The following is a 15,469-nucleotide window of genomic DNA, read 5'->3' as shown; positions in this document are numbered from 1 at the left end:
GAGGCCAACGATGCCGAAATCGGGCAGTTTGCGGCTCTGATAGCCGCCGATCCGACTTTTTGAGCCGGAAATCCACTGATGCCTGTGGAAAACTGGCTCGTGGGCTCGTTTTTCAGCAAACTCTTAAACGTGATCTGATCGCGGGAGGTCTGCACCGGCACGGTCAGGCCATCAGCGAAACGAACCTGATCATCCCCTTGGCCGACATCGACCCTGAAATCGATCGTTCCCTCAGGATCATCCCGATGGCGACAGCCCATCACACTCCGCAATACTGTCCAGACCAAGCCGATCTACAGAATTATGGAGAAGGAATGGACCGACGTGATCCTGCATTGCTGTCACCTTCCTCTGATGCTCCAGATGAATGAAGAACGGCACTCCCCTCCGGTCAATGGGCAGTGACCATGCCGCAAAGATTGTCGAGGTCGTGCAGATCGCCGAGCCCTGAAATCTCAGGAGGTCTGGCGAACCTGCCAGCCATTCCCCTTTTGAAAGGGGCGATCGAATCCACAGGCGCAGAACCTGGCTCAGCCGCCAGAACGAAGCTGGGATGGGCTGTGACCACCACGACTCCGAAGACCAGGTGCGACGCACGATCAGCTCCGGATTCATTCAAAACGCTAGCGTGATGAAGTCGTGATGCGGAATTGCCGTCATGAGAATCTCTGTCCTGGTCGCCTGCGGGCCAGATCTGGGAGGGCGGCGATCCTGGCGCCGGTGCTGGCAGACCCTGCTGATGGTCCGCCTTGTTGCCTTCCTTCTGATCCTGGGGCTGGGGATTGCCCCACCGGCTCAGGCTGCAGCCGATATTCAGCGCTGGTCGCAGGGCGACACCAGCGGCGATCGCTGGCTGGTCAGCCTGTTCGAGCAGCCTGATCCGGATTTCGAGGCCGGCTGGCGACTGCGGCTCAATGGCCTGGGCCCGGATCAGCACCCGGATCATGGCCGCTCTGTCGCCATCGAGGACACCATGGGCAATCACTGGGAGCTGCCCAACCGAAGCCAGGAAATGGTGCCCGCCGGGGAGACGGCCATTCCCGATGGATCGGCTCAGTTCGATCTGGCGGAGCTGATGCCACGGCCCAGTTCCGCCCTGCCCCTGAGGCTGTTGGTGCCGATGCAGGGTGGGGCCGATCGGGAGCTGGTGCTGATCCCCGACATGATCGCCGCCATCAGCACACTGCCCCGGGCTCCTGCAGAGGCAGCCGACCATCCAGTCAGCTGAACCGAGCAGGCTCGCCCAGGAATCCACCATGCGGGACCTAGAGTTGTCCAGCGCCCGGAGCAGTCGCGCAGCCATGATCCTCAGCCAGGCCTCTGCCGGCGACCACGTCACCCTGCAGACCCTGCCAGGCCATCCGGCGCTTTGCCAGCGGTTGAAGGCGATGGGCATCAAACCGGGTGTTCGCCTCGAAGTGATCCGGCGTGGCAGACCTGGCGGGATTCTCCATCTCGCCCATGGCATGTTCGAGTTCATGCTGCGCCAGGAGCATGCCAGGCAGATGGAGGTCTGCGCCGATGAAGCCGCTCATGCCAGCAGCCAGCCGCCGGCCTGATACACCAGCAGAGCCATCAACCAGGCCAGCGACAGCGACCAACCCACGGACATGAGCGCAAACATCCTGCTTTTCGATTCCTTCAGCTGAATCGCCACCGTTGACAGGCAGGGGGTGTAGAGCAGGGTGAAGGTCATGAAACTGAGCGCCTGCAAGGGTGTGATCGCGCTCTGGATCGCTGTTCCCAGGCCGCTCTCACTGGTGCGGTAGATCACAGCCATGGCCCCCAGCAGGATTTCCTTGGCGATGAAACCGAAGAACAACGACACCGTGAGATCCGGGGTCATACCGATCGGCGCCAGCAACGGTTGAAAGAGCCCACCGATGGCACTCGCCAGACTGGCGCCACTGCCGGAGGCCGCCGCCGGGGGAAGGTTGGTCAGCAACCACACCGCCGCAGCACCGATCACGATGAACAGGCGCGTGCTGGTGACGAAGTTGAGCATCTCCATCCAGGCCCGTTGCAGAATCGTGCCCAGGCTCGGCTGGCGATAAGGCGGCAGTTCCAGCACGAAAGCCTCATCACTGCGGTAAGCTCGCTTGAACAGGAGTCCTGTGATGATCGCCGCCAGGAAACTGAGCAGATAAAAGGCGAAGACCACAAGCCCAGGAGCCCACCAGGGTTTAGGGAAAAAGATCCCAGCCAGAAAGATGAAGACGGTGAGCCTCGCCTGGCAGAGGGCAAACGGAATCACCAGCATGGTGAGCAACCGCATGGCGCGATCGCGGATCACGCGGGTGCCTAAAATCGCCGGGACATTGCAGCCGCAACCCATCACCTGCAGCACGAAGGCGCGACCATCCAGGCCGAGCCAGTGCATGAAGCCATCCATCAGAAAGGCGGCCCGGGGAAGATAGCCCGAGTCTTCCACCACAGCCATCACCAGATAGAAGACAAAGATCAGCGGCGTGAAACTGACGACGGTGGTGACACCCATCCAGACGCCGTCCACCAGAAAGCCCTGCAGCAACTCCGGGGTGCCGAGGTTCGCAAGGGGAGGAACAATCAGGTGGTTCTCAATCGCATCGAAGATCACCCCCAGAACCTCCTGAAGGCTGCCACCAACGATGTAGAGCCCCTGGAACATGATCAGCACAATCGCCAGGAACACCAGCGGGCCCACCACGGGATTGAGCAGAATCCGATCGAGGCCGCGGCTTCTCGTCACACGCCTGTCCGGCGGCATCACCACGACACCTGCAAGCAGCTCCGCCACCTGCCGATCCAGCGCCTCATCGACAGGTGAAGCGGCCGCAATGGTGGGGCAAGGATCCGCCTGGACGGTATGGAGAGTGTGGAGCAGCGCCTCCAGGCCCTCACGACTCTTGGCGTTGATCGCCAGCACCGGCATCTCCAGCCGCCGACTCAGGGCAGCGTGGTCAATGCGGATGCCATAACGTCTGGCCTCATCACTCATGTTGAGCGCCAGCACGGTGGCAACGCCCAGGCTTCGCACCTGCAGGGCCAGGGCGATCTGGGTGCTGATCTGACTGGCGTTGATCACCACCAGCGCCAGATCCGGCGGGGTTGTTCGCAGGTAACTCTGGACGATTGCTTCGTCTTCACTGGAGCCACTGAGGTCGTGGATACCTGGCAGGTCGACCAGCTCGAACCGACGACCATCGGCGGCCGGCGGCAGATCGCCACAGAGCAGATCAACGGTGAGCCCGGGCCAGTTGGCGATATGGGCATGGCGACCGGTCAGCCGGCTGTAGAGCGTCGACTTGCCGGTGTTGGGCAGGCCCAGCAACGCCACCGTGACGGAGGCGGAGCCTGGAGGCTTGGTTGACGGCCCATGACAACCGCCAGCCGAACCAAAGCGCCGACGTTGGGCCCCGCCCTGGGCAGAGGCCTCTGCAGCTTCGGAATGTTTCATGCCTGGCACGCACCGGGTCGAAGGAGTTGAGACCAGCCAGCCCCAGGCGGGACGTGAACCCGACGGAAGTCACCGCCATTGTCCAGTCTGCTCGACAAGGCAGCCCCTGGTCGAGGGATCTGGCCCCACTCGGATGGAGCGTGGACAGCTGAGAAAGACAGAGCCCAAAGGGGAGAGCGGGGCCGCAGCAGCACGCCAAAAACTCAGGCACAACTACTTATTCCCCTCTGCTCCGTTAAAGCGCTTTCAACGCTAGTGTTGTATGAGGAAGAGACGGATGCTGGCTGGCTCGCCCTCCCGGCAGGGCCGGCCCCTCCGCTTTCCATTCTCCCTTTGCTCCTGTGTCGATGACGTCTGCCTCAGTCGCTCCATCCCGGAGCCGCCCGTGGGAGTCCTTCAAGGACTGGATCACCAGCACCAGCAACCGCCTCTATATCGGCTGGTTCGGTGTGCTGATGATCCCCACCCTGCTGGCGGCAGCCATCTGCTTCATCGTTGCCTTCATCGCCGCTCCGCCCGTCGACATCGACGGCATCCGCGAACCCGTGACCGGCAGCCTGCTTTACGGCAACAACATCATCACGGCCGCGGTGGTGCCCAGCTCCAATGCGATCGGTCTGCACTTTTACCCCATCTGGGAAGCCAGCAGCCTCGATGAGTGGCTGTACAACGGCGGCCCCTATCAATTGATCATTTTCCACTTCCTGATCGGCATCTATGCCTATCTCGGCCGCGAGTGGGAACTGAGCTACCGCCTGGGCATGCGCCCCTGGATTGCCGTGGCCTACAGCGCCCCCGTGGGTGCCGCCACCGCCGTGCTGCTGGTGTATGCCATCGGGCAAGGCTCCTTTTCAGACCCCATGCCCCTGGGGATCAGTGGCACCTTCAACTTCATGATGGTGCTGCAAGCCGAGCACAATGTGCTCATGCATCCGTTTCACATGCTGGGCGTGGCCGGCATCTTTGGTGGCAGTCTGTTCTCTGCCATGCATGGCTCCCTGGTGACCAGTTCCCTGGTGCGGGAAACCACCGAGAGCGAGTCTCAGAACCGAGGCTACAAGTTCGGTCAGGAAGAAGAGACCTATAACATCGTGGCCGCCCATGGCTACTTCGGCCGCCTGATCTTCCAGTACGCCTCCTTCAATAACAGCCGCAGCCTCCACTTCTTCCTGGCAGCCTGGCCTGTGGTGGGGATCTGGTTTGCCACCCTGGCCGTGATCAGCTTCTCGTTCAATGTCAACGGCTTCAACTTCAACCATTCAGTGCTCGACCATCAAGGCCATGTGATCAACACCTGGGCCGATATCCTCAACCGCGGCGGTCTTGGTATCGAGGCCATCCACGAACGCAATACCCATAACTTCCCGCTCGATCTTGCCGCAGTGGAAAGCCAGCCCGTTGCCCTGAGTGCACCAGCGATCGGTTAGTGAGACTTTGAATCTCGCCCAGTCGATCCATCACTGAGCCGGTGCCGCTGGCTGCTCCGTGGAGCCAGCTGCGTCACTAAGACGCTCCCTCGCACGGGCCGGGATCACTCCAGGCCCGTGGTTCGTTCAGGCGTGCCTGCCATGAACAGATCCACGAGCGACACCCAGAGCTCTCAACCTGCTCACCTTCGCTCCAGTGACCTGGACAGAAACCGACTTCTGAGATGGCAGCAAACCCTGGTGGGCTTGAGCTGCTGCCCCAGCCCAGCCCCTTTCTGCCGGTGATGCCTTGTTAGTTTTGATACCTGGACCCTGTTGATGGGTGTTAGCTCTGATGGCTGCCTCTTCCCGTCATCATCAGGTCGTGATCGTCGGTGGGGGCTGCGCCGGCATCACGGTGGCCAACCTGCTGCTGCAGCAGCGTCCCGGCATTGAGATCGCGATCCTTGAGCCATCGGCGGATCATGACTACCAACCGGGCTGGACCCTGGTGGGGGGAGGGATCATGGCTCTCGAGCAGACCCGCCGCGATGAGGCCTCCCTGATCCCCACCGGGGTGACCTGGATCCAGGCTGCCGCCACGGGCTTCGATCCTGCGGCCAACGCCGTGTCTACCAGCAGCGGTGAGATCCTGACCTACGACACCCTGGTGATGGCCCTGGGTCTGCAGTCGCGCTGGGAGCGCATCGCGGGTCTTCCGGAGGCCCTGGGAAGCCATGGGGTGTGCAGCAACTACTCACCCCGCTATGCCCCCTACAGCTGGGAAACGATCAAACAGTTCCAGGGCGGCACCGCGATCTTCACCGTGCCCGAGACACCGATCAAATGCGGCGGTGCGCCGCAGAAGGTGATGTATCTGGCCGACGATCACTTCAAGGCCAGAAGCGGCGTGGGGGTGAACACACGGGTGATCTTCTGCTCTGCCCTCACATCTCTGTTTTCCGTGCCGGCCTATGCACGCACCTTGGAGAGGGTGGTACGGAACCGCGGCATCGAAGTGCATTTCGGCTGGAATCTCAGGCGGATTCGGGCCAAGGAGCAGGTGGCGGTCTTTGAAGTGGAGGAGCCAGGCGGCAGCAAGCGCATCGAGGAACTGTCCTTCGCGATGCTCCACGCTGTGCCGCCGATGACAGCACCGGAGGTGGTGTCTGGCAGTCTGCTGGCGGGCGACGGACCTGGCGGCTGGGCGGCGACAGATCCGTTCACGCTGCAGCATCTCAGCTGGCCGAATGTGTTCTGCCTGGGCGATGTGGCCGGCCTGCCCACCTCCAAGACAGCCGGTGCCGTTCGAGGAGAAGCCCCGGTGGTGTCGGCCAATCTGCTGGCTTTCCTGGATGGCAAGCCCCTGGATGCTCAGTACGACGGCTACACGGTGTGCCCCCTGATCACCGGCTACGGCAACGTGGTGATGGCGGAGTTCGATTACAGCCAGAAGCCGGTGAGCTCCTTCCTGGTGGACCCCACCAAGCCGCGCTGGAGCATGTGGCTGATGAAGACCCGCCTGTTGCCATGGCTCTACTGGAACCGAATGCTGCCCGGGAAGCCCCACGAAAGCCGCTACCTCAAACCCTTCGCACCGTTGGTGCACCTGTTGCGGCTGGACTATCGCGAATCGGACAGCAGCGAGGCCGAATCGGGAGCCGGCCAGGCCGGAACCTGCTGAGCCGAGAGCTCAGGCAGCCCTGAGTTGCTGCAGCTGCTGCTCCAGCCTCTGCTTCAGCCGGGTCTGGACCAAGGTGCAGAGGTCTTGCACCAAGGGATCATCAGCGAGGTAGATCATCCGCACCCCATCGCGCTCACAGCTCACCAGCCCGGCACGCTGCAGCTGGCCCAGCTGACGGCTGATGTGGGACTGGGAGAAACCGGTGGCCTCGATCAAGGAGGCCACGTCCATCGGCCCCTTCTGCAGGTGACAGAGCAGCTGCAACCGGGCCGGCTCGCTCAGGAGCCTGAAAAACTGGCTGTACTCCTCAAGGAGCTGAGGACTGGGCATGGACCCGGCAACACCCACGGCAGAAGGGTTATGTCTCTGTACGCATTATGCACGCTGCCGGCAAGGGCTGACTGCCCATGGGGAGCGGATCACCGGGCAGGAAGCGCTGGATGAAGGTGGCCAGGAGCATCGGGCCGCAGCGGCGCTGCCAGCTGGTCGCCCCCGGCAGCCGGCGCCAGCATTCCACCTGCAGACGGGGAACGTGGCGGCCCACCAGCGTCAACAGATAGCGGTAGTCGGCATCGGCGGCCTGGTCGGCTCCAGCCAGAGGGGCCGCCCCTGGCTGGGAGCTCACGAAAGCGGCGAGGAACGTCGAGGCGTTGCCGCCCTGGCGCAGGGCCGCGGCAAACCTCCAGGCGGCGCCGGTGGGATAGCCGTCGTGATGAAGGATGAGATGGCGCACCGGAGCATCCGGGAAGCGGGCGAAGGTATAAACGGCGCGGGTGGCCAAGGGAAGCGAGCGGCTGCACCGAATGAGTGCCACCGCTGTCTCAGAGCCGCAGGCAGGCCCGCATGGGGCTGCCTCGTCTCGACTGCGATCCTTCCGCCCACTGGGGGCTCGAACAGTGCTGGCTCCGTGTCCCGAGCCCATGAGGCCGGCTGTCATGGCGTTCAAGCCGTCATCAGAGCCGCTGTGCCATCTGCCGCCTTGCTGCCAGTCTGCTGCAAGGGCACGATCAGCGGACTGCTTGCACCGGCAAGGGCTGAAAGTTCAAACCTAGTATGATCCAAATCATGGCAATCTCTCAGGACGACCGATTGTGCCTCCGCATGGCCAATCGACATTGTTCATTCCATGGGCCAGCGTCGTCATAGCCCTGTCCGGCGTGCTGGCTTTCTCCGTGTACTGGGCGTAGAACGCCGCGCGTACGAAGTGCCCCACCGAGGTGTTGGATGCAGGCAGGCCCGTGGTCGCAACTCCGGAATCCGGTTGAACCGCCATGGAGTCGCCGAAGTGAGCTGTCGGTCAATCGATCTTGCTCAGGACCGTAGAGTTATCGAGATTGGTTAAATGCCAATCAAACCGTGGTGCATTGGTCATCACCCTCACTGGATTGTCGTAGAGCGACAACTTGCCCCTGTGAAACTCGATGACAATGGAAGCGCCGTTGGCGTCGTTCACCACGTCATCGAAGGGAGACACCACACCTCCCAGCAGCGCGAGGGCTCGAGCTTCACGGGCTGTGGGGCGATGGCAGCGTTGACTTCGGCAACCGATCCGAACTGGCCCAGGGGCCAGAGGCCAAGATCAGACGCTGAAAGCAGGGCCTCCCCACCTTGCTGACCTGGGGCTGGTTCTTCCTTTCTCAGGAGGCCCTGCTTCATTCCCTTGAGCACGCCCGTGCAGGAATCCATTCAGGCCGGCGCGATTCTCGAGCACGAATGCCCTGCAGAACATCGCTGAAGCTCCTTTGAAGGACGGGTCGGCCACCGCCCGTCGATCCGATGCCCAGAGATGAAGCCGTCTGCACCTCTGCAAGACGCACATCCTCTTTTCCCAGTGCCTCGATTCGCAGGGCGGGTGCTGAACACAGTCAGATTTCACCGCTGAACTTCAACGCTGAACTTCACCGCCGATCCGAGCCTTGGCGCTCTGGGGTTGGGTTGTGTCCGATGCCGGCGGCGGCATCGGCGTCGGTCGCGCCATTCAGAGCTTGGACAGGACAGGCAAAGTCCAGATTGTCGGCCTGGATGATCTATCCGAACTGCTTCAGCTGATCGGGAGCGCCGTGGTCGATTCCACCGCCGCCACCAAGCCGCGTTCGCAGGGGTACTGGTCTGTACTCAGCCTTTGGCAGTACAGACCAGTACCCCACCCATCGAGCGGATCGACACGGGCATCGCGGTGCAGGGTTCGGCAACAAACATCCGTAGAAAGGGGGTCCTCCCTCACCACCGGCAGGCTGATCTGATGGACCAGCAGCAAGGTATTCAGATCGGCATGACTGTAGGTCTGGGGTGATTGGCAAGGCCGGGCGTGCACTGGTACGGCACGACGTTCATGGTTGGGTCAGCACCCAAAGTGGGACAGTGTTAAAGCCCGGGTAGAGAATGCGCTTCATTGCGGCCGGCAATCTTTTATGGCCTTCAGGCGAGACGAGTGCAAGGCGTGAACTTGGTCGAGATCAACTGCACTGCAGTCCAACAGTATGGCGGGACATGAATCATGGGTCGCCTGAGATTCGAACTCAGGACCAATCGGTTAAAAGCCAGAAAGGGATCGCTGAAATCAATTGCGCTGCAATGGGTGGTCTGATGACCCCCAAACACTCCCCCAAACATTCGGCTGCGACGGGCGAGACGATCATGGCAGAAATCGGTCGGTGGGAGCCTGCTCAGAGCCCCATGGATGGGCCCCAAAAGGAAGGGACTCACGGCTGCCCTCGCCGCTGATCGCTCCCCATCGAGCCGCCCAGCGCCAGCCCGGCCAGGATGCTGAGCCCCTGGCTCACGGCGTCATCGATGCGGCCCTGGGGCCGGGCGCAGAACAGCGCCAGCGGATGCAACAGCGGGGGTGGGCCCGACTCCGCCACCGGTGGGGTGGCGGCATCGGGATCCAGCACCCCGGCCTGCCCTCTGGGGCGCCGGGCCGGGGGCTCGCCGGCCTGGGCGACAGAACGCTGCACCGCGGCGTCAAAGCCTTTCAGGCGCACGTACAGCCAGGAGAGGGCGGTGCAGTTGAGCAGGTCGAAGCAGAGGGTGAGGCCCTGAAAGCCCAGGATTCCCGTCGAGATCCAGACCACCAACCGGCGGGAGTCCATGACGATGAGCAGCAGCAACGCCTGAGGGTTCCGGGCCTGACCTGACGTGGACCCCAAAAGCTGATCCCCATGGGTGGTTGCCCGGTGCATGGGTGGTTACCTGGTGTCAACGGCGTAGGCGGGCGCGTCAGCCCCTCAGGGTTCAGAAATCGGCTCGACTGGCTGGATCAGCGCTTCCGCTCCCGCCAGATCTCCTGCACAAAGGGATCGCTGACGCCGTAGAGCCCATGGCCGAGTCGCATCAGCACGTTGGCAGCGAGCAGTTCGTTCACCACCGGCTGAATTTCATCGACCCGCACCTCGCGGCCGATCACCTCTCCGTAAGCCGCTCCTGCCTCCGCGGAAAACAGACCCCGGGCCGGCCCATCGGCTTGCGCCACCCGATCAAAGATCGCGATCGCCAGCCCACCGATCTGCTCCACTTTCTGCAGTTCCAGGTCGGCGGCGGAGCTGCGCAGGGTGGCCGCAATCACGGGCAGGAGCTGATCCGGCGAAAGCCCGGACGCGGTGCTGCTGGCCTGGAGCTGTGCCAGAGCCCGGAGAAACTCTTCCGGCCGGTGGCCCAGGGTCTGAAAGGCACTCCAGGCCGTGTCCAGGGAGGGCAAGGCCGCCATTCCGGAGTCCTGCAGGCGCTGCAGCACATGGGCCACATAGTGCTGATCAAGCACGGGATAGGGAAGGGATGTGGCCCCGGCAAAGGCCTGATTGCGTCGGGCTGTGAGTTCACTCACCAGGGCGCGGTGGGACCCGGTGCCGATCACAAGGAAGTGGCCGGGAGTGTCGAGCCTGGGGTTGATGGCATCGCGGGCAGCCTTGAGCGCCAGCAGCATCTGGTTGCCTTCCTCCGTGGTGATGGCCTGCTGCACCTCATCGACGATCAGCACCACATCGCCACCGGTCTGATCCACCAACTCGGTGAAGGCCTGCGCCAGGGTCGCTCCGCCGGCTTCCCCCACCTGCTCCAGCTGAAACCCGAAGCGAAAGCCCGCACCTCCCAGATCCAGGCCCCTGAGCCGGCGCAATCGGGCCAGCAGTGGCGAGGACGGTGTCGACAGCTCGCTCAGGGCCCGCCGCACCGCTGCATGCACCAGCACCGCCGGGCTCACCTTGGTGTCGCTCCAGAGGTCCACGTAGATCACGACGGCTCCCTGGGCTTCCAGCTCAGGCACCAGATCGGTGCGCAGAAAGGTGGTTTTGCCGGTGCGCCGCAGACCTGAGAAAAAAAGCCCCGACCGGAGTCCCTCATCCAGCACGCCTGGGCGCAACAGACGGCCGGCCAGCTCGGCCGCCAGATGGGGACGGCGGAAGACCTCAGCCAAGCGTTTCAGTCTTTTGGTGTACGGGTCTAATTATGGCTGAACCATAATTTCCCATAAGTTCGACTGCCGGCGGGCGTCCATGCCGTTCGGCCGCAGGCAAGCGCGGTCGGGCGGATTCGGGCCGTGCCCCAAGGGGGTCCTATCCCCGGTACCGGAAGGCGAACACACCGCCGTTGACTTGAACGCGGATGTCACCGTCGTCGTCTTCCATCCACTCACCCTCATAGCGCTGGCCGTTGAGCAGCACCTCAACGCTCTTGTCCTCCCAGAGCACAACGGTGCGCTTCATCCCTCCGGGCTCCACCACATCAAAAACGGTATCGCCGTTGGCGTTCTGGCGGGAGGTGACGCTGCAGCGATACCCCTCCAGGCGAGAAGACTCGGCCTCCATCTGGAACCAGCAGGTCGCTCCGCTGGACTGAGCCGAACCCGGATTGCTGGCATTGAACGGTGCTGGTGGCGGTTCACTCCGAGCGGGAGGCTGCTGTGCAACGGGGTTGGCCAGAAATCCTTCGATCACAGAAGACGCCACCGCGAAGTTGAGCCCCTCGCTATCGGTGAGCTTGAAGGTGGCGATTCCAACGACACAGCCCGTGCGGTCCAACACCGGTCCGCCTGAGTTGCCGGGATTGATCGGTGCGTCGATCTGCAGGATCTTGCCGTCGTCGCGCACACTGCTGACCACACCCCGCGTCAAGCTGAATTCCAGCCCCTGTGGGGCTCCGATCGCCACGATGTCAGCCCCCACGTTCGGCTTGGTGGCCTTGAGTTCGAGAGGCTTCCCCCGAATGCCCTGGACCTCCAGCAGCGCCAGATCCGTCTGCGGAGAGGAGCCCCCGGCATTGCTGACCACAGCGGCCGTGTCCTGGGTCCCGTCGGCCCACTTGATGGTGACGGAGCTGGAGCCCTCCACCACATGGGAATTGGAGATCAGCAGGGTGTTGCCGTCCTGATGACGCACGATGAAGCCACTGCCCTCTCCATCGTCTGTGATCACCACGGCAACACCCCGTTTCGCCTCGCTGAACAGGGCTTCTGAAGTGAAGGTCTGATTGGTACAGGGTGGTGCGTCTGGAACCTGAATGCGCGCTTGCTTGGGGAGCTGCGACTGACAACTGATCAGCAAGATGGCCTGAGTGGTCAACAGCCCGATCGCAGGAATGATCCGGGGCAGCACCATGCGACCTGTCAATCACCTGATCCTGCCAAAAGATAGTTCAGATCCTGCGTTCGGTTTCAGCAGCTGGCTCCTTCAGCAGCAGGCTCGTTCAGCTGCAGGCTCGCGCCCATTGAGCCGGAACCCTTCCGAGTTCCCCTGATCCATCCCCCCTTGTCCCTCACCCCGGAAGGCTGGCAGCTGCTCAAACGCTGGGAGGGTTGCCGCCTGGTGGCCTATCCCGATCCCGCCAGCGGCGGCGATCCCTGGACCATCGGCTACGGCCACACCGGAGTTGACGTCACCCCCGGTCTGGTCATCAGCCAGCCCCAGGCCGAGGCCTGGCTGGAGGCTGATGTGGCTGTGGCCAGCGCAGCGGTGGATCGCCTGCTGGCCGGCTGTCCGCTGAACCCCTTCCAGCGCGATGCCCTGGTGAGCTTCTGCTTCAACGTGGGGGCCGGCGCCCTGGAGGGCTCCACCCTGCGGCGGCGCCTGCGGGCTGGAGAGGCGGCAGCCAGCGTGATCGCCGAGGAGCTACCCCGCTGGTGCAAGGGGCCGGGCGGTCCTGTTGAAGGCCTGATCCGGCGCCGGGAGGCGGAGGTGCAGCACGCGCTCAGCTTCGCGGATGGGGCACCAGAGCCGCAACCGCAACCGCAGGCACAGGCATCGACACCGATCCAGCTCCTGCAGGCGGTGGCTCACTTCCGGGATCTGCCGCATCAACGCCAGGCCTGGTCGCAACTGCAGGCGCTCCTCACCCCGGAGCAGCTGCAGACCTTTGCCATGGCCTACCGCCAGGGTTCTGCACAGCCGCCGCAGACAACAGTCCCGCCCCTGGCCACACCGGCCGCTGCAGCAAAGAGCGCGGCCACGGGCCTGCTCCAGCTGGCGGTGCCTTACCTGAGTCAGAACGACAGCGTCACCAGCCAGGGGCCGCGCATGTGCTTCTCCTCCAGCTGCGCCATGGCGGCCGCCTTTCTGCGACCCGGCTGCCTCAGCGGGTCTGGCCAGATCGACGACCAGTACCTGGCCCTGGTGCGCCGCCATGGCGACACCACCGATGCCGTTGCCCAGGTGCGAGCCCTGGCCGATCTGGGTCTGCGTGCCCGTCTCCGGCAGGACGGCCGCCTCGAGGATCTGGTGGCCCAGCTGCAGCGCGGCATCCCCGCCCCGGTGGGCTGGCTGCACAAAGGGTCGGTCACGGCCCCCAGCGGCGGCGGGCACTGGAGCCTGGTGATCGGCTGGGATCCAGAGCGCCGGCAGCTGCTGATCCACGACCCCAACGGCGAGGCCGACCTCGTGAACGGTGGTTACGTCACCAACGCCATCGGCAGCGGTAAGAACCTGCGCTACTCCGAGCGCAACTGGGGTCGGCGCTGGATGGTGGAAGGCCCCGGCAGCGGCTGGTGGCTGGAACTGCTTGGCGGCGGATGAACAAGCAGGGCTGATCCGGCAACACGGAACCGACCCTGTCCGCATGGCGTTGATCAACCCCTCGGCCACCCAGCGCAGCGACCAGCCAGGACCAGCCGTGCTAGTACGGATGTACGCATTGCTTTGGGGGTATGGGTGTCCGTCTGCGTCGTTCAGCGCTGGAAGAAAGCGGATCCTTGGAGCAACCGATCGAGGAGTGGCCGTACCTCGATCAGGAGGTGTTGGTGCCCGCCCGCAGCCGCAAGGTCTGCATGACCTGCCACTGGTTCAGGCACCACGCCGGTCCCAACTGCATCCCGCTGCTCACCTGCCAGCTGCACCAGGGCCTGATCGCCCAGGGCGAGCACCTCACCAGTCGCTGCCAGGGCTGGACCGACGACATGACCAGCCAGCGGGGCTGGGCACCGGAGGTGGCCTGATCCAGCCATGGCCAGCTCCAGCAAGCCCCCGCTCTCGCCCCGTGAGGGCTGGCTCAGCGACGGCCGTCAGGTGCTGCACTTCCGACCGGTCCGCTACGACCGCTGGAGTCAGCGGCTTGAGGTCGTGAGTGGTGAGTTGTTGCCTGGAGAGCCCATCCCGCTGCTCAAGCACCGCCGGGAGTACAGCCGCGAGCAGGCCATCAGGCTCTGGGGTGAGAAACGCAGGGCGGGCTGGGCAGCCTGCGACCCCCAGTGGTGAAGGGGCCAGGTTCGGACGCGCGGCAACCCGGTGCCACATGCAGAAGAAATGACGAATGCAACGAAGAACAGCGCCCGCGCTGCTCACCATTGGATTGGAATCAACAACGATGTTGATCAGCTCTGTATGGGGAATGACTGTCAGCCTGAATCGGTTGCTGGTAGTGGGGAAGGTGTACCAGATTGGCCTGCCTTCCCCCGCCGATGAAGCCATCAACTACGGATTGCTGATCGGAATGGCTGCATTTACAAGGTATGACAGCAGTGTGCTGCATCGGCGCACGCTCGAGGCTCGGCCTCACTGACGCTCCACCGTCTGATCAATGCAGCTGCTCACTGAGCCGCTGCAGGCGTCCGCCGGACTGGCTCGCTTCCTCCAGGAGCTCCTCCCAGTCGTCTGGCGGATGGCCGCGGTCCAACATCGACTCGAATACGCGGTAGGCATCCGTCTTGCTCCCGTAGGCGCACTTGGTGTCAGTGTCGTTCACCCAGCCCAGCACGATCACCTTCGAGCGATTGTGAAAGCGAAAGAACAGGCGAAACTGCTGAAAGAACTTGGCCCGGCGCCAGTGCCGATGCTCAGCGCCCAGGGTTGATCCCTGCTGGTACTCCTTGCGGCTGGGGTCCTGAGGAATGTCCTGCAGCATCAACCGTGCGATGGCAGCCAGGCGTTTGCTGATGATCTTGCTGCGATATCCGAGGGGGTCCTTACGTCGCAACGTCTCGACCTCCGCGATCAGCGCCTCCAGCTGATCCACTAAGAGTTTGCTGAAAAAGTCCCGAGGCCGTCATGCCTTAAGAGTTTGCTGAAAAACCAACCCACGAGCCAGTTTTCCACAGGCATCAGTGGATTTCCGGCTCAAAAAGTCGGATCGGCGGCTATCAGAGCCGCAAACTGCCCGATTTCGGCATCGTTGGCCTCTCTGCAAGACATTGGTTGAGGCCTATTGGGCACACCTCTGGACAACGGGCTGTTCATGCCATCTCCATCGCGGGCTTGAGCAGGTTGCCCAGGCGGATCAGGTTGTAGGCGATTACATGCAGGCCAAACACGGCGCCGACCTTCTCGGTACCGCGCAGTTTGAACTGGCGCAGCCCGCCAAATGCCTTGATCCAACCAAACACCTTTTCGATCCCCCGGCGGGCATTGATCGATTTGGCGTAGCCCACGTGACGGGTGGTGCGGCCATCAATGGCTGAGCCACCGCTGCGGGCAGTGTTCTGGGCCACGTGGGGCGTGACACCGATCCGCCGCATCTCAGCGA

16 protein-coding genes and 2 pseudogenes are annotated in these 15,469 nt (G+C 63.3%); 9 read left to right on the top strand and 9 right to left on the bottom strand.

From position 1 onward, the window contains the following. From VB777_RS10300 to VB777_RS10290, 3 genes are all read left to right on the top strand, one after another. Positions 1 to 371 (top strand): hypothetical protein (locus VB777_RS10300; RefSeq protein ID WP_323248739.1); only part of this gene is annotated, 371 nt, incomplete at its 5' end. Between the two features lie 368 nt (positions 372 to 739). Beyond that, positions 740 to 1,228: a DUF3122 domain-containing protein gene (locus VB777_RS10295; RefSeq protein WP_197169736.1), complete on the top strand. Its 489-nt coding sequence runs from the start codon at positions 740 to 742 to the stop codon at positions 1,226 to 1,228. A gap of 73 nt (positions 1,229 to 1,301) precedes the next feature. Beyond that, positions 1,302 to 1,559 carry a FeoA family protein gene (locus VB777_RS10290; protein WP_323248737.1) on the top strand — a complete coding sequence of 86 codons (258 nt, stop codon included), beginning with the start codon at positions 1,302 to 1,304 and terminating at the stop codon, positions 1,557 to 1,559. Here the strand turns inward: VB777_RS10290 and feoB are convergent. Continuing rightward, positions 1,532 to 3,436 (bottom strand): ferrous iron transport protein B, encoded by a 1,905-nt coding sequence (gene feoB / locus VB777_RS10285; protein WP_323248735.1) that lies wholly within the window; start codon positions 3,434 to 3,436, stop codon positions 1,532 to 1,534. The two genes, VB777_RS10290 and feoB, sit on opposite strands and share 28 nt — an antisense overlap. A 347-nt stretch (positions 3,437 to 3,783) precedes the next feature. On the opposite strand from feoB, the gene psbA reads away from it, so the two are divergent. Together psbA and VB777_RS10275 are read left to right on the top strand one after the other, a co-directional pair. Continuing rightward, complete coding sequence (psbA, locus tag VB777_RS10280) at positions 3,784 to 4,863, top strand: photosystem II q(b) protein (RefSeq protein ID WP_197154007.1); 1,080 nt, start codon at positions 3,784 to 3,786, stop codon at positions 4,861 to 4,863. 334 nt (positions 4,864 to 5,197) lie between these two features. Beyond that, complete coding sequence (locus VB777_RS10275; RefSeq protein ID WP_323248733.1) at positions 5,198 to 6,526, top strand: FAD/NAD(P)-binding oxidoreductase; 1,329 nt, start codon at positions 5,198 to 5,200, stop codon at positions 6,524 to 6,526. Positions 6,527 to 6,535: 9 nt separating this feature from the next. On the opposite strand, the gene VB777_RS10270 is transcribed toward VB777_RS10275, so the two are convergent. The 3 genes and pseudogenes from VB777_RS10270 to VB777_RS10260 form a co-directional block, all read right to left on the bottom strand. Continuing rightward, positions 6,536 to 6,856 (bottom strand): ArsR/SmtB family transcription factor, encoded by a 321-nt coding sequence (locus VB777_RS10270; protein ID WP_197154009.1) that lies wholly within the window; start codon positions 6,854 to 6,856, stop codon positions 6,536 to 6,538. Positions 6,857 to 6,884: 28 nt separating this feature from the next. After that, on the bottom strand, positions 6,885 to 7,307 hold the full coding sequence (locus VB777_RS10265; protein WP_323248731.1) for a hypothetical protein: 423 nt from the start codon (positions 7,305 to 7,307) through the stop codon (positions 6,885 to 6,887). A 282-nt stretch (positions 7,308 to 7,589) separates the two neighbouring features. Further along, a pseudogene (locus VB777_RS10260) lies at positions 7,590 to 8,000 on the bottom strand (linear amide C-N hydrolase). 463 nt (positions 8,001 to 8,463) lie between these two features. Here VB777_RS10260 and VB777_RS17415 point away from each other — a divergent pair. Continuing rightward, positions 8,464 to 8,769, top strand: coding sequence for a substrate-binding domain-containing protein (locus VB777_RS17415; protein ID WP_416238340.1), 306 nt, complete (start codon positions 8,464 to 8,466; stop codon positions 8,767 to 8,769). 459 nt (positions 8,770 to 9,228) lie between these two features. On the opposite strand, the gene VB777_RS10255 is transcribed toward VB777_RS17415, so the two are convergent. The 3 genes from VB777_RS10255 to VB777_RS10245 all read right to left on the bottom strand — a co-directional run bounded on the left by VB777_RS10255 (position 9,229) and on the right by VB777_RS10245 (position 11,937). Further along, positions 9,229 to 9,618, bottom strand: a complete 390-nt coding sequence (locus VB777_RS10255) for a hypothetical protein (protein ID WP_323248729.1) — start codon at positions 9,616 to 9,618, stop codon at positions 9,229 to 9,231. Between the two features lie 167 nt (positions 9,619 to 9,785). After that, a complete protein-coding gene (locus VB777_RS10250) occupies positions 9,786 to 10,937 on the bottom strand; it encodes an ATP-binding protein (protein ID WP_323248727.1) in 1,152 nt (383 codons plus the stop codon). Between the two features lie 139 nt (positions 10,938 to 11,076). Beyond that, the gene (locus VB777_RS10245) at positions 11,077 to 11,937 is read right to left on the bottom strand and encodes a S1C family serine protease (protein WP_323248725.1); all 861 of its coding nucleotides are present in this window, start codon (positions 11,935 to 11,937) and stop codon (positions 11,077 to 11,079) included. A 330-nt stretch (positions 11,938 to 12,267) separates the two neighbouring features. Between VB777_RS10245 and VB777_RS10240 the strand changes: the two genes are divergently transcribed. From VB777_RS10240 to VB777_RS10230, 3 genes are all read left to right on the top strand, one after another. Further along, positions 12,268 to 13,527, top strand: coding sequence for a glycoside hydrolase family protein (locus VB777_RS10240; RefSeq protein ID WP_323248723.1), 1,260 nt, complete (start codon positions 12,268 to 12,270; stop codon positions 13,525 to 13,527). Positions 13,528 to 13,658: 131 nt separating this feature from the next. Then, positions 13,659 to 13,946 carry a galactose oxidase gene (locus tag VB777_RS10235; protein ID WP_323248721.1) on the top strand — a complete coding sequence of 96 codons (288 nt, stop codon included), beginning with the start codon at positions 13,659 to 13,661 and terminating at the stop codon, positions 13,944 to 13,946. Positions 13,947 to 13,953: 7 nt separating this feature from the next. Next, positions 13,954 to 14,205 (top strand): DUF1651 domain-containing protein, encoded by a 252-nt coding sequence (locus VB777_RS10230; RefSeq protein WP_323248719.1) that lies wholly within the window; start codon positions 13,954 to 13,956, stop codon positions 14,203 to 14,205. Between the two features lie 319 nt (positions 14,206 to 14,524). Here the strand turns inward: VB777_RS10230 and VB777_RS10225 are convergent. Beyond that, a pseudogene (locus VB777_RS10225) lies at positions 14,525 to 14,968 on the bottom strand (type II toxin-antitoxin system YhaV family toxin); the annotation flags it as partial. Positions 14,969 to 15,179: 211 nt separating this feature from the next. Then, on the bottom strand, positions 15,180 to 15,469 hold a 290-nt coding region (locus VB777_RS10220; protein WP_323248717.1), incomplete at its 5' end, for a transposase.

This window comes from Synechococcus sp. CCY9202 (assembly GCF_034931685.1).
GTDB lineage: Bacteria > Cyanobacteriota > Cyanobacteriia > PCC-6307 > Cyanobiaceae > CBW1002.
Note: the sequence above shows the minus strand (reverse complement) of the source record. Positions and strands in the feature narration are given on the sequence as shown.